Below are 21,759 nucleotides of genomic sequence, written 5' to 3' on the forward strand. Positions count from 1 at the left end.
ACGGAAACCGTTTGTCCGAGAAAACCGCCTCACACTTTTCGGCATCATGCTCTAGCCTGCGTCGTTATAGTGTCGGGCGGGGATTCGTCCACGATCGAATTCGCACAACGGAAAATTGCGTGGATCAGGAAGAACCGCAGCACGAGAAAATCCGGTTCAGGCGTGACGAGATCACCGACCTGGGGGCTTTCCCGTCCGCTTGCCGCGTGCCGCCGCTCGGCAAGGCACGGATCGGCCGCGGCTTTCGCATCCTTGCCCGGCTGTTTGCCGGCATTGGAGCCCTTGTGCTGCTGGCAGCGGCCGCCGTCTACGTCATCGGCGCCACCGGCATCGGCAGCGAACGGCTGCGGTTGGAAGCCGAAACGGCGATCGAGAAACTGGCCGGTTTCGACGTCAAAGTCGCCGTCGGTCCTGCCAGCCTGACACTTGACGGATCGAGCTTCATTGCGCTGCAGGTCAAGGATGTCAGCGTCGAGACCGCCGACGGCAAGCCGATGGCCGATGCCGGGCGCGTCCGCTTCGGCATCCGGCTGATCCCGCTGCTTTCGGGCGAGGTTCGGCTGACCAGCGCCAGGATTTCCGACGCCCATATCGTCACCGCGGCAATGCCGTCGGGTGGTGACTGGACAGCGCGCCTGCGCAATCAAGACGGTCTCATCGATCCGGAAAAACTGGCCGCCGCCGTCTTCAGTGACGTCAATCGTGCACTCGATGCCGTGCGCGAGGATTCGATGCGCCGCATCGATCTCAAAAATGTCGCGTTCGAGCTGCCCGAGGCCGGATCGGTCAAGCTGGTCACGATCGCCAACGCCACGGTGCTGCAGTCGGGCCCCGGCAGCATGGAGTTCTCGTCCGAGGCGGATGTCGATGGCCGCGCGCTCACCGTCACCGCCACCGCCACCCGCGATACGAGCTCGATGCGCGTCACCGCCTTGAACGCCGCCATCGACATGGCGGATGTCGCGGAGACCACGCCGGCGGCCGGCGGGCGAACCGGCGCGATTGCTTTGAAGCTCACCGGATCCGAAGGCTCGGGCGAGACCGATTCGCGGCTGACGGGCTCGCTGTCGCTAACCGGCTCGGTGCTCGACCTCGGCACACGCGGGCTGTTGCCGGCCGATGTCGATGTCGACGCCGCCCTCGTCTCCGGCTCCAACAAGATCGATGTCGGCAGGCTGGTTCTAAAGACCGGGCGCTCGGCGTTCAATTTCGCCGGTTCGATCGGGCCAAAGCCGTCGACCGGCGCGGCCGGCGAGGAGCCTTCCTATCGTTACGACCTGACCAGCGACGGCTCGACGCTGGCGCCTTCGGAATCGCCCGAGCCGGCGCTGAATTTCTTCGCCCGCATCGCCGGCGTCTATCAGGTCAAGAGCCGCAAGCTTGTCGCCGACCAGATCGGCATCAGGTCGGGATCGGGGAGCGAAGTGCTGGGAACCGCTGCGGTTTCCTTCATCGACAACGGACCGCCGGGTATCTCGGTGTCGCTCAACGTCCACGACATGGCGGTCTCGCACGTCAAGCAATTGTGGCCCTGGTTCTCGGCCAAGAACGCGCGGCTGTGGGTGCTGCAGAACCTGTTTGGCGGCCGCGTCGTCGATGCCAGCCTGCAGTTCCAGGTCGTGCCGGGGCGTCTCGGCAACGGCGTGCCGCTTTCGGCCGACGAGGTGTTCGGCCGCTTCCAGGTCGAGGGCTCGCGTTTCGACACCGCCGGCCGCATCCCGCCGATACGCGATGCCGTCGGCGTCGTTTCCTTCCACGGCAACGACGTCGACGTCGCGCTGTCCTCGGGCAGCGTCTATATGCCGAGCGGCCGCACCGTGGCGGCAAGCAATGGCACACTGTCGGTAAAGGCGGCAAACCACCCGCCGGTGATCGGCGCGCTCGACATCGACGTCGCCGGTGAGGCGCCGGCCATCGCCGAACTTGCCTCCTACGAACCGATCAACGCCATGCGCCATGTCGGCATCTTGCCGGACGACCTGTCGGGCACGGTGACCGGCCACGTCAAGGCCGACATTCCGTTGCAATCCGGCGTCGACACGTCGAAGCTCGATTGGCTGGTATCGCTCGACTACAAGGACCTGTCGCTCGCCAAGCCGTTCGAAGGCCAGATGGTGACCGATGCCGACGGTTCGATCGAAGTCGGGCCTGACAAGGCGGTGATCTCTGCCAAGGCGCGGCTGAACGGCATTCCAGCCGAGCTCGATCTGGTCGAGCCGCTCAGGGATGGCGGCCCGCCGCGCAGCCGCAAGGTGGCGCTTGTGCTCGACGACAAGACGCGCGCCATCGCCATGCCTGGCCTGTCGCCGCTGATTTCCGGCACCATCAAGGTGGCAATCGACAAGAGCGGCGAAGGCGGCAGCCAGAACGTCGACGTTGACCTGACGAGCGCCAGGCTGGACATTCCCTGGGCAGGCTGGAGCAAGGGGCCGGGCATTCCCGCCAATGCCACTTTTACCATGAGCAAGTCCGGCGATACCACGACGCTGTCCGACTTCGACCTCGACGGAAAGAGCTTTTCGGTCGAAGGGGATGTCGTCCTGGTCAAGGGCGCGCTGTCTTCGGCCCGCTTCAGCAAAGTCGCCTTGAACCGGGGCGACGATGTCGCCGTGACGGTGAAGCGGTCGGGCAAGGGCTTCGCAGTCGATGTCAGCGGCAACGCGCTCGATGCCCGCTCGCTGATCAAGCAGTTCACCTCCGATGTCGATACCGCCACCAAAACCACCGGCACGGACGCGGTTTCGGTTAGCGCCGACGTCAATTCGCTAAGCGGGTTCCATGACGAGGTCCTGTCCAATTTGAAGCTCGACTACAGTGCCGCCGGTTCCAGGGTGAACAGGCTCAAGGTCAGCGCCGCGGCAAGTTCCGGCGCCGCCATCACCATCAGCAATACGGCAGGCAATGGTGCTCGCGCGCTCACCATGAAGTCGGCCGACGCAGGCGCCATATTGCGCTTCCTCAACATCTACGAGCATATGGAAGGCGGATCGATCACGCTGGCGCTCAGCGGCGCAGCCGACGGCCCGATGCGGGGCCAGGTCGATTCGAGCAACTTCTTCATCGTCAATGAACCGAAGCTTGCGTCGATCGTATCGACCACGCCAACCGGCGACAGCCGCAGCCTGAACGAAGCGGTCAAGGGCAAGATCGACACCTCGCGGGTAAAATTCGAGCGCGGCTTTACCGAGATCGACAAGGGGTCGGGCTATTTGAAATTGGCGAATGGCGTGCTGCGCGGCCCGCGCATCGGCACCACCTTCCAAGGCACGCTCTACGACCAGAACAACAATATGGACATGACCGGAACCTTCATGCCGGCCTATGGCCTCAACCGCATCTTCGGCGAGTTGCCGTTGGTCGGCGTTCTGCTCGGCAATGGCCGCGACCGCGGGCTGATCGGCGTCACCTACCGGCTTAAGGGCAACGCCAACAAGCCGGTGCTGGACATCAACCCGCTATCGGTGATCGCGCCGGGCATTTTCCGGTCGATCTTCGAGTATCGTTGAGGATCCCAGAAGACGGCTCAGACCGGCCGCACCAGAACGTGTTTTTTCTTGCCCACTGAAAGCTTTGCGACGTTTTCCGGACTCAAATCCTGAGGCGTCACCATCCGCCGGTCGTCCGAAACCGGCTGGTCATTGAGGCGCACGGCGCCACCCTGTATGTGACGCCTTGCCTCGCCATTGGACCCGGCAAGGCCCGCGGTGACCAGCAGCGACAGGATGCCGATGCCACCTTCCAGCGCCGCGCCATCCACCTCGACGCTCGGCAGGGTTTCGGCCGTCACGCCTTCCTCGAACGTCTTGCGCGCGGTTTCCTCGGCCGCGAGCGCCGCCTCGCGGCCGTGCACGATGGCCGTGGTTTCGGTGGCCAGCACCTTCTTGGCCTCGTTGATCTCCGAGCCGCCAAGGGCGGCCAACCGCGCGATCTCCGAAAGCGGCAGCCGGGTGAAGATCTTCAGGAAGCGCTCGACGTCGGCATCCTCGGTGTTGCGCCAGTATTGCCAGAAATCATAGGGCGAGAAGAGGTCGCCGTTCAGCCACACCGCGCCCTTGGCCGATTTGCCCATCTTGGCGCCCGACGATGTCGTCAGCAGCGGCGTGGTCAGCGCATAAAGCTGCGGCGTGCCCATGCGGTGGCCGAGATCGACGCCGTTGATGATGTTGCCCCACTGGTCCGAACCGCCCATCTGCAGCCGGCAGTCGTGGCGGCGGCTGAGCTCGACGAAATCATAGCCTTGCAGGATCATGTAGTTGAATTCGAGGAAGGACAGCGACTGTTCGCGCTCGAGCCGCAGCCTGACGCTGTCGAAGGTCAGCATCCGGTTGACCGAAAAGTGGCGGCCGACATCGCGCAGGAACTCGACATAGTTGAGCTTCATCAGCCAGTCGGCATTGTTGACCATGATGGCGTCGTTGCCAGTGTCGCCGAAGCGCAGGATGCGGCCAAAAATTCGCTTGATGCCTTCGATGTTGGTGGCGATCGCCTCGGGCGTCAAAAGGCTGCGCTGGTCGTCACGGAAGGACGGGTCGCCGATCATCGAGGTGCCGCCGCCCATCAGTGCGATCGGCCGGTGGCCGGTCTCCTGCATCCAGTAGAGCATGGTCGCCGAAATCAGATTGCCGATGTGCAGGCTGGTCGCCGTGGCGTCGTAGCCGACATAGGCGGTCACGGTTTCCTTCGCGAAAAGTTGATCCAGCCCGGTCTCATCCGAAATCTGGTGGATGAAGCCGCGCTCGCTCATGACGCGCAGGAAATCGGACTTGAAGGCGGGCATTGTTTCTTCCTGAAAGCGCCGGGTCCGAACGGCCCGGCATGGCCTGAACGCGGGCGTTTAGCATCCAAGCGCGTCAAGCAAAAGTGGTTTCCGATTTTGCGCCGGCATGGACAGCCTATTCTGCACTGCCGCGCATGCTTGCTTCATCCTGTCGGCTGGCGTAATGAGGCGCCGCGCCAACGGGTTCGATCCGCTGGAACGGCACCGCACGGCATCCACCAAATGCCATATCTTGTGACAGAGCCCGACGCGATATGCCGGACGCATTGATATCCATCGTCATTCCCTGCCGCAACGAGGCGGCGAACCTGCCGCTGCTGATCGACGAGATCGAGGCGGCGATGACCGGGCGCGACTTCGAAATCATCGTCGTCAATGACGGTTCGACCGACGATACGGCTTCGGTGCTTGCCGCTGAAGCCGCCAAACGTCCGTTTCCGCTTCGCCAGCTTCGGCACGAGAAATCCGCCGGCCAGTCGCTTTCGGTGCGCTCGGGCGCCTGGGCGGCGCGCGGCTCGATCGTTGCCACCATCGACGGCGACGGCCAGAACGACCCGCAATATATCCCCGTGCTGGTCGATGCGCTGCGCCAGGCTGGGCCTGGGTTCGGAGCCGCGCAAGGGCAGCGGCTGAAGCGCCGCGACAGCAAGATCAAGCAATTGGCGTCGCGTTTCGCCAACTGGCTGCGTGGCGCGATCCTGCATGACGACACCCGCGACACCGGCTGCGGCCTGAAGGCCATCCACACCGACATCCTGCGCAAACTGCCCTTCTTCGACGGCACGCATCGTTTCGTTCCGGCCCTGGTCATCCAGGAAGGCTACCGCGTCGTCCATTGCGACGTCGTCGACCGCTCGCGCCGCCACGGCAAGTCGAATTACGGCATCTTCGATCGCGGCCTGCAGGGCGCGCTCGATCTCGCCGGCGTCTGGTGGCTTCGGCGCCGGCGCCGCAGAATGCCAAAGGTAGAGGAAATCACGCATGGCTAACGTGTTTCAGGAATTGGCGACCTGGCTGCACCAGGTTTTCGTCAAGCAGTTCGACGCCTGGGTTCTGCTCGGCTTCGTTGCCCAGTTCTTCTTCACCATGCGCTTCCTGGTGCAGTGGATCGCTTCGGAAAAGGCCAAGCGCAGCGTCGTGCCGATCGCTTTCTGGTTCTTCTCGCTGTTCGGCGGCGGGCTGCTGCTCGTCTACGCCATCCAGCGTGAGGATCCGGTGTTCATCGCCGGCCAGGCCATGGGCATGGTGATCTATGTCAGAAATTTATGGCTCATCGCCAATGAGCGCAAGGCGGCGATGACCAAGGTCGACTGAGCCACCAGTCCCGCCAAATTCAGTCTGTCCGGTGTCGAAATGAGCAGGAACTACATCTTTCTCTTCCTGTTCAGCCTGATGATGACGGCGTCGGGACTGGCCTCTTTGCCGCCGCTCGACCGCGACGAGCCGCGCTTCGTCCAGGCGACCAAGCAGATGACGGAGACCGGCGACTATGTCGACATCCGCTTCCAGGACGCGTCGCGCTACCAAAAGCCGATCGGCATCTACTGGCTGCAATCGGCCGCGGTGACGCTGAGCGGCGAGGGGGCACAGGCGCCGATCTGGATTTACCGGCTGATCTCGGCGCTGGGCATCGCCATCGCCGTCGTCGCAATCGCCTGGACCGGGGCCAATCTGTTCGGCGCCAATGCCGGTCTTGCCGCCGGCCTCGTCATGGCGGCGATTTTCGCCACCGCCTTCGAAGGCCGTGACGCCAAGACCGACGCGATGCTGCTTGCCTGCTGCGTTCTGGCGCAAGGCGCGCTGGCGCAGATTTATCTGGCATCGCGCCGCAACGAGCCTGTCGCCGGCCATCTGCCGTGGATTTTCTGGGCTGCACAGGGCGCAGCTATCCTCATCAAGGGGCCGATTGCACCGCTGCTGTCGGCGCTGACGGTGCTCACGCTGGTTGCCTTCGAGCGCGACTGGCGCTGGCTGGCGAGGCTGAAAGCCGGGCGTGGGCTGATTCTGGTGCTGTTGATCGTGCTGCCTTGGCTCGCCCTCATCACCTGGAAGAGCAACGGCGCCTTCCTGCAGCAGGCCGTCGGCAAGGATATGCTCGGCAAGGTCGCGCAAGGCGAGGAGTCGCACGGCGTTCCGTCGGGCTTCTACGTGCTGACCTATTGCCTGTTCATGTGGCCGTTCGGCCTTGTGGCGCTCGGCGCCGGACTGCAGGCGCTCAACCGATTGCGCGACGATCCGCGCCTGCGTTTCTGCCTCGCCTGGTACGTTCCGTTCTGGCTCGTCTTCGAATTGATCCCGACGAAACTGCCGCATTATGTGCTGCCGGCCTATCCCGGCATGGCCCTGCTCATCGGCTGGCTTTTGACGCTGACACCGCAAGAGGCAAATGCGCCGCTCAGGCGCTGGCAGACATGGCTGTGGTGGGCGACCGCATTCGGCACCGTTCTGGTGACAGTCGGTCTCGCCGTGCTTTGCGTCGGTGCGCCGATCTATCTCATGAAGACATTTTTATGGTGGAGCGTTCCGGCCGCCGCGGCAGCATTGGGCGCCGGCTACCTCGCTGTTTCGCGCCAGGCGCTGGTGCCGCTGGTCCGCATCGGCGGGGCTGCGGTTTGCGCCGGTATAACCTACGCCCTACTGTTCGGTGTCATCGTGCCGTCACTGAAACCGATTTGGATGAGCCGGGAAATCGAGGCTGCGGTTCGCGCCGATCGTCCCTGTGAGATGAGCGTGCTCGCCTCCGCGCAATATCACGAACCGAGCCTGGTATTTCTGGTGGGCACAAAGACGGTACTAACCGATGTCGACGGGGTTGCGCAACATCTGCTTGGCGATCCGGCCTGCGCGCTGGGCCTGGCGCCGGTCGGCGAAGAAAAACGGCTGGATGACCTGCTGGCGGGGCAAGGCAAGAAGGCCAGCCGCGTCGCTGAAATCGACGGCATCAACTATTCGTCAGGTGATAAACTGTCGCTCGGCCTGTACCGTGTGGCGAACTGATACCTCTTCAATGATGGCGCCGAGCTCCGCATGTTGATGAAGTCGCCAAAGCCGGCGCGTGCCGCTTTGCCTGCCATGCTCCGGCAGTCTGTCGCTAATTTCCGCGATACTTTCGGGATTGTACGGCATCGCCTGGCGACGCGCCCGGCGCGCTACCCGAAAATCCTGTGGTCGGTCTGGGTCGTGGCCTGGCTTTTGCTGACGATCGCGGTGTCGCTCCGTTTCGACCATCTTGCAGGGACCATGGCGAGGCAGTGGGCTTCAGGCTCGACCAATGTCTTTCGCATCGCCGAGTTTTTTACCTTCTTCGGCCTCGGCGGCTGGTATCTTGTCCCGTCGGTACTGGTGCTGATTGCCGCGAATCTGACGGATTGGCGCAGCCTTTCCCGGCGCGCGCGGATGACCTTCTACAACTGGACCTGCTTTGCCTTCATGGTGCTGGGTTCGATCGGGCTCTCGGCCATGGTCGTCAACGCGCTGAAATATGGCGTGGGCAGAGCCAGGCCAATGAATTTCGACAAGCTCGGCGATCTGTCGCTGCATCCTTTTTCCATGGAGGCGCGCTTTGCCAGCTTCCCGTCCGGCCATGCCACGACCATGGGTGTCATTTTCGGCATTGCGCTACTGTTGTTGCCCCAGCGCAGATGGGTGTTGCTGGCTGCAACCTTGTCGGTCGCATCGACCCGAATCTTTATCGGCGCGCACTATCCGAGCGACACTGTCGCCGGATTCGGCCTTGGCTGTGCTGTTGCCATCGTCTGTGCGATGGTGCTTGGCCGGCTGGGATGTATCTTCCGCTACACGGCGTCGGGGTTGCCGGTGGCAAAAACTACGTTCCGCCTATTCCGTCGGGCTCGCAAACCAAACCAAACGATGCGCCGAGACAAGACGAATTTCCGCATTGGAGCAGCGCCGGCAAGCAACTGAATTGCTGACGCCTTTGGAACCATCTAAGACCACCCCAGCTAGCTGTCGATGCCACCCCAGCTCCGCACCAGCCGAGCCATGTCAGGCGCGCTGGCGGCTTCCTTCTCCAGCCCTTCGGCGACACCGACGCGGTCGGCGACAGGCCGGTTCTGGCTGACTTTCCACTTGCCGCTGATTTCGGCGATCTCGATCTCAAGCCCGACAATGCCCTTGATCTGCGACTGGATGAAGGTAGGCGGCGCATCGGTCACCGCCCAGGGTCCCTCGCGGGCGCCTTCCTGTGACAGCGTCAGCTCGGTGATCTGCTGTGCGATCCAGGCGGAATCCTCGATCACTCTGACGGTTCCTCGCACCTGGACAATGGCGTAGTTCCAGGTCGGCACGACCTTGCCGGTCTCGCGCTTGGTCTCGTACCAGGACGGCGTCACATAGGCGTCGGCGCCCTGGAAGACGACCAGCACCGGCGATGTCGGATTGTCGGCCAGCTGACGCCATTGCGGGTTGGCCCTGGCCAGATGGGCGCGCAGCCGGCCATTCGGCCCAACCTCTGCATCAAGCAGGAAGGGAATGGCATTGGCGACCGGGCCATCGGCGCCGTTGGAGATCAGCAACCCCAGCGGATGCGTCCGGATCAGCCCGTGCAGGACGTCCGGCCGCGTTTCCTGGAAATGGGGAGGCTGGTACATGATCGGTCATGCTCTTCCGCTGGCTGAACCGGCATTGTGCACCGTTCAGCCGAGCCGCGCCACATGTCAGGCGGGCTTCACCGTTTGGATCAGCCGAAAATGGCATTGTCGCGCCCGTCATGGGCACGACTGTGCACGGCATCGGACCGGGAGTTTTTGTTTTGACGCAATTCCGGACGGAAAACCGGTTTACACTTTTCCTGGAGTTGCTCTTAGCGCAGCCGCTTCGGCCGCGGATCGGACAATTCGCCGGCCAGCCGCCGGTCGAGATAGTCGGCGCATTCCTCGAGCAGCAGATCGGCGTCGTTGGCGAAGAAGTGGTTGGCCCCGGGCAAGGTCTTCTGCGTGATGGTGATGCCCTTTTGCGTGTGCAGCTTGTCGACCAGGCCCTGCACATCCTTGGGCGGCGCCACCTTGTCGGCATCGCCATGGATGATCAGACCCGATGACGGGCAGGGCGCCAGGAACGAGAAATCATAGGTGTTGGGCTGCGGCGCGATCGAGATGAAGCCCTCGATCTCGGGCCGGCGCATCAGAAGCTGCATGCCGATCCAGGAGCCAAAGGAATAGCCGGCCACCCAGCAGCTCTTGGAATCCGGATGCAGCGACTGCACCCAGTCGAGCGCTGCGGCGGCATCCGACAATTCGCCGGTGCCGTGGTCGAATTCGCCCTGGCTGCGGCCGATGCCGCGGAAGTTGAAGCGAAGCGTGGTGAAATCGCGCTTCTGGAACATGTAGAAGAGATCATAGACGATCTTGTTGTTCATCGTGCCGCCGAATTGCGGGTGCGGATGCAACACGATGGCAATCGGCGCGCTCTTCTCCTTGGAAGGCTGGTAGCGGCCCTCCAGGCGGCCGGCCGGACCGGTGAAAATGACCTCAGGCATGAACTACTCCAAATGGCATACGAATGCGCGGCGCCCGGAACAACTCTTTACTCTAGCCCCAGCCCTTCCGGGCCTTGACGCAGGGCAAGCGTCTTCTTAGAAGCTAGTTTAGAATTGTTCAAAACTGGATAGCCAGCCGTGACGGCCCGGCCATCCTCGCCGCAAGCCGCGTAAATAGGACGTCTTGCCTTGCAATTTCAAGGAAATAACGCGCTATCCTTGCGGAAAGGGTCTTGACGGGATCGATTGGGTGAAAATGGCCGCAGCACGCGCCTATCTCGACTACAATGCCAGCGCGCCGCTCATTGCCGAGGCGCGCGAGGCGATGATTGCCGCGCTCGATCTCGTCGCCAATCCGTCGTCGGTGCATGCCGAGGGGCGCGCGGCGCGGCGCCTGATCGACACTGCCCGGCGCGATGTGGCAGCACTTGTCGGCGCCAAGGCCGAGCATGTCGTCTTCACCTCGGGCGCGACGGAAGCCGCATCGACGCTGCTGACGCCGGATTGGCAGATGGGCCGTGGCACGGTGCGCATGAGCCGGCTCTATGTGTGCGAGGCCGACCACCCTTGCCTGTTGAACGGCGGCCGCTTCCCGGCAACACAGGTTTCGCGGATCGGCGTCGACGCCGATGGCATTGCCGACCTCGCTCAGCTGACAGCCGCTCTGGCCGCGCATGACAAGGCCGAAGGCCTGCCGTTGGTCGCGATCCATGCCGCCAACAACGAGACCGGCGTCATCCAGCCGATCGAGGCAATCGCTGCAATCGTCAAGGCGGCGGGCGGCATTCTGGTGGTCGACGCGGTGCAGGCTGCGGGCCGTGTTCCCATCGATATGTCAGCGGCTTACGCCGACTATTTGATTCTGTCTTCGCACAAGATCGGCGGCCCCAAGGGTGTCGGCGCCGTCGTTGCGGCAGCCGATCTGATGATGCCGAAGCCGCTGATCAATGGCGGCGGTCAGGAAAAGGGCCATCGCGGCGGCACCGAAAACCTGGCGGCCATCGCCGGCTTTGGCGCCGCGGCGCGGCAGGCTTTGGCTGGACTGAACCATGTCGATACGCTCGCGCACCGGCGCGGCGAGGTCGAAACCATCATCAAAACACTGGTGCCGGACGCAGAAATCTTCGGAACCGGCGCGCCAAGGCTTGCCAATACGACATTCTTCGCTATTCCCGGCATCAAGGCCGAGACGGCGCAGATCGCGTTCGATCTGGCTGGCGTGGCGCTGTCGGCGGGATCGGCCTGTTCGTCGGGCAAGGTCGGGCCGAGCCATGTGCTGAAAGCCATGGGTTACGGCGACAGCCTCGGCGCTTTGCGCGTGTCCATCGGCCACGCAACGAGTGCCGGGGATATCGAACTGTTCCGTGCTGCGCTGGCTGGTATTGCCCAGCGCCGGGCGGCCAGGGAACAAGCCGCCTGAGGCGGCGACAAAGAATTCAGGCCCTCGCGGCCTGGTAGAGCCGTGCGTTTGCAAGTGGCCGGGTGAATTCCCGGCCGAGACGCACTATATGAAACTTACGCCGCCTTCTGCGCCTCATGGGCAGCCCTGGCGATGCCATAGTTTGAAAACTGTCGGGCCTTGACCCCGGCGTGGATGGAGAACGCTTATGCCTGCTGTGCAGGACACGATCGATCGGGTCCGAAAGATCGACGTCGACCAGTACAAATACGGATTCCAGACAGAGATCGCGATGGACAAGGCCCCCAAGGGCCTGAGCGAAGACATTATTCGCTTCATCTCGGCCAAGAAGGATGAACCGTCCTGGATGCTGGAATGGCGTCTGGAAGCCTATCGGCGCTGGCTGACCCTGGAAGAGCCGACCTGGGCGCGCGTCCATTATCCGAAGATCGACTTTCAGGACCTCTATTACTACGCGGCGCCCAAGAGCACGCCCGGCCCGACCTCGCTGAGCGACGTCGATCCCGAGCTGTTGAAGGTCTACGAGAAGCTCGGCATTCCGCTGCGGGAACAAGAAATCCTCGCCGGCGTGCAGAAGACCGACGTCTCCGATCTCGAGGAGCCCAGCGACAACGTCTACAAATCGGGCCGTGTCGCCGTCGACGCGGTGTTTGATTCCGTTTCCGTCGTCACCACGTTCAAGAAGGAACTGGCGCAGGCCGGCGTCATCTTCTGCTCGATCTCGGAAGCCATCCGCGAGCATCCGGAGCTGGTGCAGAAATATCTCGGCTCGGTCGTGCCGACATCCGACAATTTCTACGCCACGCTGAATTCGGCTGTCTTCACCGACGGCTCGTTCGTCTTCGTGCCCAAGGGCGTGCGCTGCCCGATGGAGCTGTCGACCTATTTCCGCATGAACGAGAAGAACACCGGCCAGTTCGAGCGCACGCTGATCATCGCCGAGGAGGGGGCTTACGTCTCCTATCTCGAAGGCTGCACGGCGCCGCAGCGCGACGAGAACCAGCTGCATGCCGCCGTCGTCGAACTGGTGGCGCTCGACGATGCCGAGATCAAATATTCGACGGTGCAGAACTGGTACCCCGGCGATGCCGAGGGCAAGGGCGGCATCTACAATTTCGTCACCAAGCGCGGCGACTGCCGCGGCGACCGTTCGAAGATCTCGTGGACGCAGGTCGAGACCGGTTCAGCGATCACCTGGAAATATCCCAGCTGCATCCTGCGCGGCGACGATTCCTCCGGCGAGTTCTATTCGATCGCCGTGTCGAACGGCTACCAGCAGGTCGACAGCGGCACCAAGATGATCCATCTCGGCAAGAACACGTCGAGCCGCATCATCTCCAAGGGCATCGCCGCCGGCTTCTCGCAGAACACCTATCGCGGCCAGGTTTCGGCGCACCGCAAGGCGACCAACGCCCGCAACTTCACCAATTGCGATAGTCTCCTGATCGGCGACCAGTGCGGCGCCCACACCGTGCCCTACATGGAAGCCAAGAATTCGACGGCGCAGTTCGAGCACGAAGCGACGACGTCGAAGATTTCCGAGGACCAGAAATTCTACGTCATGCAGCGCGGCATTCCCGAGGAAGAGGCGATCGCGCTGATCGTCAACGGCTTCGTCAAGGATGTTATCCAGCAGCTGCCGATGGAGTTCGCGGTCGAAGCGCAGAAGCTTATCGGCATCAGCCTTGAGGGTAGCGTGGGGTGACAAGGGCGCGCAAACGCGAATCCGTGGAAAAACATGTCTATCTGCGGGATCGAGTGGATAACTGGGAAGCGGGCCTGGGCCTTGCGTTCTGGTTTTGCGCGATAGGGATAGTGCTGCTCGGCGCGGCCTACTCGCCGGATGGCTTTTGGCGAGGACTTTGGCAAGCCCTGACGCAGATGTAGAATAACCGGGCGTAGGCGCTCGGATAGGCAATGCGATGGACACTGGAAGGATAGCGACCCGCCAAGCGTTCAGGACCGTGCACAAGGCATGGGATTGAAACTGAACGTTTGAAAGGAAGTTGAAATGATGGATACGGTTCCGATCGTTTTTTACGCTTTGGTGTGCGGCGCGCTCTGCGCTGTCGCGCCCTCTATCCAGTCGACGCCGCGCCGGATGGCGGCGGGCGCCGTGACCGGGCTGGTCTCGGCAATTATACTGCCGTTTCTGCGCCACTTGGTTGATGGCTGAAGAGATGACCATGACGCTGTCTCGCGACGAGATCTGGTTTGCGGTTCGCTGGCGGCGGCTGTGGGCGGTTCGTCGCGAGGGCAACATCGCCACGATGAAATACGCCGCGGCCGCAGTAGCCTCGGCCCTGGTAGGCGCCGTTTTGGCGGCGTTCGTCCATCCGATGGTCGGCCTTGCGGTTTTCGCGGTGGGGTTCGGCCTGTCCTTCTGGCGGTTCAAAACCCTGCAGCGCCGGCACACCGATTACACAGTCACCTACGACGATTATTTCAGAGAAAAGAACAATGCTTGAGATCAAGAACCTGCATGCCCGCATCGTCGATGACGGCACCGAGATCATCCGCGGCCTGAACCTGACGGTGAAAAACGGCGAGGTCGCCGCCATCATGGGCCCGAACGGCTCGGGCAAATCGACGCTGTCCTATATCCTCGCCGGCCGCGAGGACTATGAGGTCACCGAAGGCGATATCCTCTATAATGGCCAGTCGATCCTCGAAATGGATCCGGCCGAGCGCGCCACCGCGGGCATCTTCCTCGCCTTCCAGTATCCGATGGAGATACCTGGTGTCGCGACCATGGAGTTCCTGAAGGTGGCGATGAACGAGCAGCGCAAGGCGCGCGGCGAGGAGCCGCTAAAAATTCCGGAATTTTTGAAGCGGGTGAAAGAGGCGGCAGCCTCGCTCTCGATGGACATGGCGATGCTGAAGCGGCCGCTCAATGTCGGCTTTTCCGGCGGCGAGAAGAAGCGGGCCGAGATCCTGCAGATGAAGCTGCTGGAGCCAAAGCTCTGCGTGCTCGACGAGACCGATTCAGGCCTAGACATCGATGCGCTGAAGATCGTCTCGGACGGCGTCAACGCGCTGCGTTCGCCCGACCGTGCCATCATCGTCATCACCCACTACCAGCGCCTGCTCGAGCACATCGTGCCCGATAGCGTGCACGTCCTATACAAGGGCCAGGTGATCAAGTCCGGCGACAAGTCGCTGGCGCTCGATCTCGAAGCCAATGGCTATGCCGGCGTGATCGGCGAAGCCGCGTGAGACGCCAGAAGGCCATTTTATGCTGAAAGGCGGGGCAAAACTGATGAATATGCATACACAACCCCAGCGCACGCAGGCCGAAACGGCGCTGATCGACGCCTTTGGCGAGCGTCTGTCGTTGCTGCCGGGTGACGGCGCGGTGATGCTGAAGCGCGACGACGCCATTGAGGCAATCAAGCACGGGCTGCCGACGCGGCGCATCGAATCCTGGCATTACACTGACCTGCGCCGGCTGTTGACTGCGGTGCCGGCGTTCGATCCGACGGCCGCCGCTAAGGGGCTGGCGCCCATCGTCGAAGGTTCCGCCGTGCTGGCAGTTCTAAACGGCGTCTCGAGTGCGAAATTCCCTGCCATCGAAGGCGTGACCGTCCAGCGCCTGTCGGAAAAGCTGACCGACGGCTCGATTGCGCCCGGCCTCGACCCCTATGGCAGCGATGACGCCATCGGCGCGCTGAACACTGCTTTCGTCGCCGACGGCTATTTCGTCGACATCGCCGATGGCGCAGCACTGGAGAAGCCGATCGAATTGCAGAACCTGCAAGCCGGCGGACAGACCCATGTGCGCTTTCCCGTGCGTGTCGGCGCCGGCGCCAAGGCTGCGATCGTCGAGCGTCAGGCGGGCGAGGGCGCGGCTCTGGCCAGCTCCGTCAGCCAGCTGGTGTTGGGCGAGGGCGCCGAGGTGACCTGGCTGATCATCCAGGAACAGCCGGAAACGGCCACCCATCTGGCGCAGTTCAAGGCGCATCTCGGCAAGAATTCGAAGCTGACGCTGTTCTTCATGAATGCCGGCGGCAAGCTTGTGCGCCAGGAGATCGTGGTGAAGACCACGGGCGAAGGCGCCGACTTCAAACTGCGCGGCATCAACCTGCTCGCCGGCGACACCCACACCGACGTGACCATGGTGCTCGACCATGCCGTGCCGCATACGACATCGACGGAAGTGATCCGCAATGTCGTGACCGGCAAGGCGCGCGGCGTCTTCCAGGGCCGCATCAACGTCCACCAATACGCGCAGAAGACCAACGCCAAGATGGCCTGCAACACGCTGCTTTTGTCGGATGATGGCGAGTTCTCGACCAAGCCGGAGCTGGAAATCTTCGCCGACGACGTCATCTGCGGCCACGGCGCGACCGTTACCGAGATCGACCACAACCATCTGTTCTACCTGATGGCTCGCGGCATCGACGAGAAGAGCGCCCGTGGCCTGCTGGTCAAGGCGTTCGTCGCCGAAGTGATCGAGGAACTGGACGACGAAACCATCGTCGAGGCCCTGGAAACAAGGCTGGACGACTGGTTCGTGGCGCATGGGTAGCGCCTCCCCTTCTCCCCTTGTGGGTCCGAAGGACGGGCGAGGCAAGTGACACGCCCCGGGCGGTGGCCGAGCGAAGCTCGGTCGGGTGAGGGGTGCGTGACGAAGTGAGGCGGTGCCTCAAGAGAGCTTGTAATGGACCAGAAGATCGAAACAACCCCATACGACGTCGAGGCGATCCGCCGCGACTTCCCGATCCTGTCGCGCGAAGTCTACGGCAAACCGCTGGTCTATCTCGACAATGGCGCCTCGGCGCAGAAGCCGCAGGTGGTGCTGGATACGATCCAGCACGCCTATTCCCAGGAATACGCCAACGTGCATCGCGGCCTGCATTTCCTGTCGAATGCCGCAACCGACGCTTATGAGAAGGCACGCGAGACGGTGCGCCGTTTCCTCAATGCGCCAAGCACCGACAACATCGTCTTCACCTCGAACACGACCGCGGCGATCAACACCGTGGCTTACGGCTATGGCATGCCCAATATCGGCGCGGGCGACGAGATCGTGCTGTCGATCATGGAGCACCACTCCAACATCGTGCCGTGGCATTTCATCCGGGAGCGGCAGGGCGCCAAGCTGGTCTGGGTGCCGGTCGACGATCTCGGCATCTTCCACATCGAGGAATTCGAAAAGCGGCTGACCGACAAGACCAAGCTCGTCGCCATCACGCATATGTCGAACGCGCTGGGCACGGTAACCCCGATCAAGGAGATCGTGCGCATCGCGCATTCGCGTGGAATTCCCGTACTTGTCGACGGCAGCCAGAGCGCCGTGCACATGCCGATCGACGTCCAGGACCTCGATTGCGATTTCTTCGTCTTCACCGGCCACAAGGTCTACGGGCCCTCCGGCATCGGCGTGCTCTACGGCAAGAAGGACATTCTGCAGGGCATGCGCCCCTTCATGGGCGGCGGCGAAATGATCGAGGAGGTGACTGAAGACATCGTCACCTACAACGAGCCGCCGCACCGCTTCGAGGCCGGCACGCCGCCGATCGTGCAGGCGATTGGCCTGGGTGCAGCATTGGAATACATGGAAAAGGTTGGCCGCGAGCGCATTGCCGCCCATGAGGCCGATCTCAAGACCTATGCGCATGAACGGCTGCGCGCCATCAACTCGCTGCGCATCTTCGGCGACGCGCCGGACAAGGGCGCCATCATTTCCTTCGAATTGCAGGGCATTCATGCCCATGACGTGTCGATGGTGATAGACAGGCAAGGTGTTGCCGTCCGCGCGGGCACCCATTGCGCCCAGCCGCTGTTGAAACGCTTTGGCGTAACCTCCACATGCAGGGCATCGTTCGGCATGTATAATACCAGGGCCGAAGTCGACGCTTTGGCCGATGCGCTGGAAAAAGCGCGCAAGTTCTTCGGGTGACAGGTTCTTTGGATGACGACCATGGATGATGCGAGCCACACCACCGCGCCGGAAGCGGCCGTCAATCCGGTGGTTTCCGCCTCGGCAATTCCCGCCGACGAGCTGGCGCGGCTGACCGACGACATCGTCTCGGCGCTGAAGACGGTCTATGACCCGGAAATACCGGCCGACATCTATGAGCTCGGCCTCATCTACAAGATCGACATCGAGGACAACCGCGCGGTCAAGATCGACATGACGCTGACCGCGCCCGGCTGTCCGGTGGCCGGCGAAATGCCAGGCTGGGTGGAAAACGCCGTCGGCGCCGTCGAAGGCGTCTCCGGCGTCGAGGTCAACATGACCTTCGACCCGCCCTGGTCGCCCGACCGCATGTCGGAAGAGGCGCAGGTGGCGGTGGGCTGGTACTAGGTTGACTGAGGTTGGTGCACTTGCACCAGTGGTAAAACTTCACCATTTTAGGTGAGGAATCATTCGGCAGGCCTTGAACCTGCATGGAATGGAAGAGGAAAAAGAATGGGACGCTTCGCCGTCATCACGATGACCGAAAAGGCCGCCGACCGGGTGCGCGAGATCGTCGCCACGCGCGACAATGCGCATGGCATTCGCCTCGGCATCAAGAAGGGCGGCTGCGCCGGCATGGAATACACGGTCGACCTGGTGACCGAGCCCAATACCAAGGACGACCATATCGAACGCGACGGCGCGCATGTCTATGTCGCGCCCGAGGCTGCCCTTTTCCTGTTCGGCACCGAGATGGATTTCGAGCAGACCACGCTGCGCACCGGCTTCACCTTCCACAACCCGAACCAGAGTTCGGCCTGCGGCTGCGGCGAATCCGTCGAACTGAAGCCCGCCGACCTGAAGGCGCTGGCTGAAGCGCGCGCTTCCGCCTGATCTTTCCTTCGCCCCGTTCACGGGGAGGTGAGGAATGGTCCGCGCAGCGGGCGAAAAGCCAATTGCTTGGCTTTTCGAATGACGAACGGCCCGAAGGGCCGGATGAGGGGCAGCGCTAACCATCGGAAGTCGCGCTCCGAGTCCTCACTTCACCCACATCTTCGTCCGCTTGTGCCAGTCGGCGATCGATTCCTCGGGATAGACGTCGAACGCATTGTCCTTCTTGCCGATCACCGGCTCGACCCAACTCGCCTTGTATTTCAACATCAGATGCACCTTCTCCGGCGGCTTCGGCAACTCGCTGTCGATTGCCGAGGCGAAGGGGTGGACCAGGTCCGGCCATGTCGGATCGTAGAGCCAGAGCGCCGAACCGCACTTCTTGCAGAAATTGCGCTCGCCCGTCGAAATCTCACACTTTGGATGCTCGTCGTCCGCGATCTCGGCCTGGTAGACGCCGAGATTGCGCTTGCCCTTGATTTTCAGCGTCTTGTAATCGGCGCCGAGATTGATGGCGAAGCCGCCGCCGCCCTGCTGCTTGCGGCAGATCGAGCAGTAGCACAGCATGAACGGCACCGGCGTGTTGCTCTCCACCTCGAAATGGACGGCATCGCAGCGGCAGGATCCCTTGAGCAGCAGCGGCATGACAAAACTCCGACGGATGGCTCTCAACTTGCCAGCATGGTTTTTGGTTGCAGCCATGGCAAGCCCGGTGACATGATTGCGGCATGGACAATGAACGCATCGAAGAGCTGTTCGAAGGCCTCGGCCCGGTCAGTATCCGAAAACTGTTCGGCGGCAAGGGTATCTATTTCGACGGCGTCATCGTCGCTATCGTGCTGCGCGGCGAATTGCTGCTCAAGGCTGACGAGCAAAGCGCGCCCGACTTCGAAGCCGCCGGCTGCAAGCAATGGACCTATACCGGCACCCGCCACGGCAAGCTGGTCGCGATGCCGTACTGGAGCATTCCCGACGACGCGTTTGATGATCCTGACGAGATGAGGGTGTGGGCGCGCCGGGCGTATGAGGCGGGGCGGCGGGCGGGGAAGTGAACCGGGACCGTCGCGTTTCTTCCCACCCCCCTCTGTCCTGCCGGACATCTCCCCCGCAAGGGGGGAGATCAGTTGTCACATTGGTCTTCGCCAATCACCATCGTTGAAAATGGGAGCCTGCGGCTAAGCTGTTAATCTCCCTCCTTGCGGGGGAGATGGCCGGCAGGCCAGAGGGGGGTGCTGTCCCGCCGACGTAGGCGATCCTACAGCGCCTTGGCAATCCTCGCCGCCAGCCGCGCATTGTTCTCGACCAGCGCGATGTTGGTCTTCAAGCTCCGGCCGCCGGTCAGTTCGAGGATTTTGCCCAACAGGAACGGCGTCACCGCCTTTCCGGTCACATTCTGCACTTCCGCCGCCTTCTGCGCGGCCTCGATATAGCCGGCCATCTCGTCGGCCGGGATTTCATCGTCCTGCGGCACCGGGTTGGCGATCAGCGTGCCGCCGACCAGGCCAAGTGCCGCCCTGGTCTTGTAGAAATGCGCGATCTCTTCCGGTCTGTGCAGGGTCAGCGGCGCGCGGAACGGCGAATGCCGCGACCAGAAGGCCGGCATCGTCTCGCAGCCATGGCCAATCACCGGCACGCCGCGCGTCTCCAGCACTTCCAGGGTCTTTTCGATGTCGAGGATCGCCTTGGCGCCGGCCGAGACGACGATGACCGGGGTGCGCGCCAACTCGTCGAGATCGGCCGAGATGTCGAAGCTTTTTTCCGCGCCCTTGTGGACGCCGCCAATGCCGCCGGTGGCGAACACCTTTATCCCGACCATGTCGGCCGCGATCATGGTGGCGGCGACCGTGGTGCCGCCGGTGCGGCCTTGCGCCACCGCAAAGCCGAGATCGGCGCGCGACAGCTTCATGGCGTCGCCGGTCATCGCCAGCGACTCGCGCTCGCCGTCGGAAAGCCCGATCTTGATGCGGCCGGCGACCACGGCGATCGTCGCCGGCACCGCGCCATTGTCCAGGATTATCTTTTCGACATTGGCGGCCATGGCGCCATTGTCGGGGTAAGGCATGCCATGGGTGATGATGGTGCTTTCCAGCGCCACGACGGGGCGGCCAGCGGCGAGCGCCTCGGCCACGGGCGCGTGGAGGTCGATGAAGGGGCGGGCGCTTTGCGGTGTCATGATGGTCTCCGATCCGGAGATCCGCGCGTCCGCTTGGACGTCGCGCTCCGGCAATGGCAATTGGCCGCCCTCATGCCATTTCCTGCGCGTCGGGCACAAGAGCCAGTGCCTCGGTGAAGGTCGCAATCGTGAAGGCCGGAACCGCGTCGGCGCTTTCAATGGCCAGCGTGGCGGCGGCAACGCCCTCGCGCAATGCCTGGCGCAGGGGCAGGCCGCGCAGCAGGGCAGCGATGGTGGCGCCGGCCAGCGCGTCGCCGGCGCCGGTGACGTCGGCGACTTTTCTCGGCGCCGGCGGCAGGATAGAGAAGGCGCCGGCTTCGTCGAATCCCAGCACCGGGCCGTCGCCCGCCGTCACCACGCCACTGGTGAGGCCGCTGCAGCGCAGTCCGTCGACGGTCTCGCGCTCGGTGGCATTGGCATCGACGCCGGCCAGCACCATGGCCTCGCGCCGGTTCATGAAGACCTGCGCGAGTTCCTTCAGCACCGGTATCAGCCGCACCACCTTGGCCGGCGAAATGGCGATGGCGAACACCGGCTTGCCGGCGGCGAGCCCCACCAGCCGCTCCAGCGCCGTTGATGGCAGATTGGCGTCGCAGAGCACCGCATCGGCCTCGGCGACCACCTCGCGCACCTTGGAGCGGCGGATCTGCTTGGGGAACGCCAAATCGTAGAGCGCCATATCGGCAAAGCCGGTGATCAGCTCGCCGTCGCGATCGATCAGCGCCGTGTAGCTCGGCGTGGTGCGGTCGAGGAACACCGCCGACAGATCGGCAATGCCGGCCTCAGTGATGGCGCGCGCAACCGTCTCGGCCGAGGCATCGCCGCCGCGCACCGACAAAAGCGAGGCCGAGACGCCGCGCCGCACGAGGCTGCGCAGCGCGTTGAAGACGCCGCCGCCGACATCCTCGCGCATCGTGCCGGGGTTGGACGCCGCCGGCACGTAAGCACCGGACACCTGACCGCGCCGGTCGATATGGGCGCCGCCCACCGCCAGTATTTTTGCTGATTTCACCATGTAGGCGATATGACCTTTGTTATTCGAACCAGACAAGCGCTAGGCTGTGCGACGGAGCTTCGCAAGCAAGCCAGCGATTCGGGC

The 21,759-nt window shown here is 63.0% G+C and carries 21 protein-coding genes; 15 read left to right on the plus strand and 6 right to left on the minus strand.

Features of this window, described 5'->3' with window-relative positions; genetic code table 11:
• Positions 1-119: 119 nt before the first annotated feature.
• On the plus strand, positions 120-3,506 hold the full coding sequence (locus NKK52_RS08425) for a YhdP family protein (RefSeq protein ID WP_352628689.1): 3,387 nt from the start codon (positions 120-122) through the stop codon (positions 3,504-3,506).
• Positions 3,507-3,523: 17 nt separating this feature from the next.
• Here NKK52_RS08425 and tyrS read toward each other — a convergent pair whose 3' ends face one another.
• On the minus strand, positions 3,524-4,777 hold the full coding sequence (tyrS, locus tag NKK52_RS08430) for a tyrosine--tRNA ligase (RefSeq protein ID WP_023716010.1): 1,254 nt from the start codon (positions 4,775-4,777) through the stop codon (positions 3,524-3,526).
• Between the two features lie 254 nt (positions 4,778-5,031).
• Between tyrS and NKK52_RS08435 the strand changes: the two genes are divergently transcribed.
• From NKK52_RS08435 to NKK52_RS08450, 4 genes are all read left to right on the plus strand, one after another.
• On the plus strand, positions 5,032-5,766 hold the full coding sequence (locus NKK52_RS08435; protein WP_023684854.1) for a glycosyltransferase family 2 protein: 735 nt from the start codon (positions 5,032-5,034) through the stop codon (positions 5,764-5,766).
• Complete coding sequence (locus tag NKK52_RS08440) at positions 5,759-6,091, plus strand: lipid-A-disaccharide synthase N-terminal domain-containing protein (RefSeq protein ID WP_023669132.1); 333 nt, start codon at positions 5,759-5,761, stop codon at positions 6,089-6,091. The genes NKK52_RS08435 and NKK52_RS08440 overlap by 8 nt, the downstream gene beginning before the upstream one ends.
• A gap of 39 nt (positions 6,092-6,130) precedes the next feature.
• The gene (locus tag NKK52_RS08445) at positions 6,131-7,774 is read left to right on the plus strand and encodes an ArnT family glycosyltransferase (protein WP_023684855.1); all 1,644 of its coding nucleotides are present in this window, start codon (positions 6,131-6,133) and stop codon (positions 7,772-7,774) included.
• A 195-nt stretch (positions 7,775-7,969) separates the two neighbouring features.
• A complete protein-coding gene (locus NKK52_RS08450; protein WP_245263137.1) occupies positions 7,970-8,701 on the plus strand; it encodes a phosphatase PAP2 family protein in 732 nt (243 codons plus the stop codon).
• A 38-nt stretch (positions 8,702-8,739) separates the two neighbouring features.
• Here NKK52_RS08450 and NKK52_RS08455 read toward each other — a convergent pair whose 3' ends face one another.
• Complete coding sequence (locus tag NKK52_RS08455) at positions 8,740-9,387, minus strand: FMN-binding negative transcriptional regulator (protein ID WP_023684857.1); 648 nt, start codon at positions 9,385-9,387, stop codon at positions 8,740-8,742.
• Between the two features lie 212 nt (positions 9,388-9,599).
• Entirely contained in the window at positions 9,600-10,274 is a 675-nt protein-coding gene (locus tag NKK52_RS08460) for an alpha/beta hydrolase (RefSeq protein ID WP_023669128.1), read from the minus strand.
• Between the two features lie 256 nt (positions 10,275-10,530).
• Between NKK52_RS08460 and NKK52_RS08465 the strand changes: the two genes are divergently transcribed.
• The 9 genes from NKK52_RS08465 (at position 10,531) to sufA (ending at position 18,490) form a co-directional block, all read left to right on the plus strand.
• The gene (locus tag NKK52_RS08465; RefSeq protein ID WP_023684858.1) at positions 10,531-11,694 is read left to right on the plus strand and encodes a cysteine desulfurase family protein; all 1,164 of its coding nucleotides are present in this window, start codon (positions 10,531-10,533) and stop codon (positions 11,692-11,694) included.
• 187 nt (positions 11,695-11,881) lie between these two features.
• Positions 11,882-13,399: a Fe-S cluster assembly protein SufB gene (sufB, locus tag NKK52_RS08470; RefSeq protein WP_023684859.1), complete on the plus strand. Its 1,518-nt coding sequence runs from the start codon at positions 11,882-11,884 to the stop codon at positions 13,397-13,399.
• Positions 13,400-13,705: 306 nt separating this feature from the next.
• A complete protein-coding gene (locus NKK52_RS08475) occupies positions 13,706-13,870 on the plus strand; it encodes a hypothetical protein (RefSeq protein WP_156033695.1) in 165 nt (54 codons plus the stop codon).
• A 4-nt stretch (positions 13,871-13,874) separates the two neighbouring features.
• Entirely contained in the window at positions 13,875-14,162 is a 288-nt protein-coding gene (locus tag NKK52_RS08480) for a hypothetical protein (protein WP_155929798.1), read from the plus strand.
• Complete coding sequence (gene sufC, locus NKK52_RS08485) at positions 14,155-14,910, plus strand: Fe-S cluster assembly ATPase SufC (protein WP_023684862.1); 756 nt, start codon at positions 14,155-14,157, stop codon at positions 14,908-14,910. Before NKK52_RS08480 ends, sufC begins: the two co-directional genes overlap by 8 nt.
• Positions 14,911-14,953: 43 nt before the next feature.
• Complete coding sequence (gene sufD, locus NKK52_RS08490) at positions 14,954-16,222, plus strand: Fe-S cluster assembly protein SufD (RefSeq protein WP_023684863.1); 1,269 nt, start codon at positions 14,954-14,956, stop codon at positions 16,220-16,222.
• A gap of 132 nt (positions 16,223-16,354) precedes the next feature.
• Positions 16,355-17,596, plus strand: a complete 1,242-nt coding sequence (locus NKK52_RS08495; protein WP_023684864.1) for a cysteine desulfurase — start codon at positions 16,355-16,357, stop codon at positions 17,594-17,596.
• Between the two features lie 21 nt (positions 17,597-17,617).
• Positions 17,618-18,004, plus strand: coding sequence for an SUF system Fe-S cluster assembly protein (locus NKK52_RS08500; protein WP_023684865.1), 387 nt, complete (start codon positions 17,618-17,620; stop codon positions 18,002-18,004).
• A 105-nt stretch (positions 18,005-18,109) separates the two neighbouring features.
• A complete protein-coding gene (sufA, locus tag NKK52_RS08505; RefSeq protein WP_013532156.1) occupies positions 18,110-18,490 on the plus strand; it encodes a Fe-S cluster assembly scaffold SufA in 381 nt (126 codons plus the stop codon).
• A gap of 144 nt (positions 18,491-18,634) precedes the next feature.
• Here the strand turns inward: sufA and NKK52_RS08510 are convergent, their stop codons facing one another.
• A complete protein-coding gene (locus tag NKK52_RS08510) occupies positions 18,635-19,132 on the minus strand; it encodes a GFA family protein (protein ID WP_023669121.1) in 498 nt (165 codons plus the stop codon).
• Between the two features lie 83 nt (positions 19,133-19,215).
• Here NKK52_RS08510 and NKK52_RS08515 point away from each other — a divergent pair, with 83 nt between their 5' ends.
• Entirely contained in the window at positions 19,216-19,539 is a 324-nt protein-coding gene (locus NKK52_RS08515; protein WP_023669120.1) for a TfoX/Sxy family protein, read from the plus strand.
• Positions 19,540-19,742: 203 nt separating this feature from the next.
• Here the strand turns inward: NKK52_RS08515 and NKK52_RS08520 are convergent, their stop codons facing one another.
• Positions 19,743-20,660, minus strand: coding sequence for a pseudouridine-5'-phosphate glycosidase (locus NKK52_RS08520; protein WP_023684866.1), 918 nt, complete (start codon positions 20,658-20,660; stop codon positions 19,743-19,745).
• Positions 20,661-20,730: 70 nt separating this feature from the next.
• Positions 20,731-21,675, minus strand: a complete 945-nt coding sequence (locus tag NKK52_RS08525) for a carbohydrate kinase family protein (protein ID WP_023684867.1) — start codon at positions 21,673-21,675, stop codon at positions 20,731-20,733.
• Between the last annotated feature and the right edge of the window lie 84 nt (positions 21,676-21,759).

Source organism: Mesorhizobium sp. C277A (genome assembly GCF_040324395.1).
GTDB lineage: Bacteria > Pseudomonadota > Alphaproteobacteria > Rhizobiales > Rhizobiaceae > Mesorhizobium.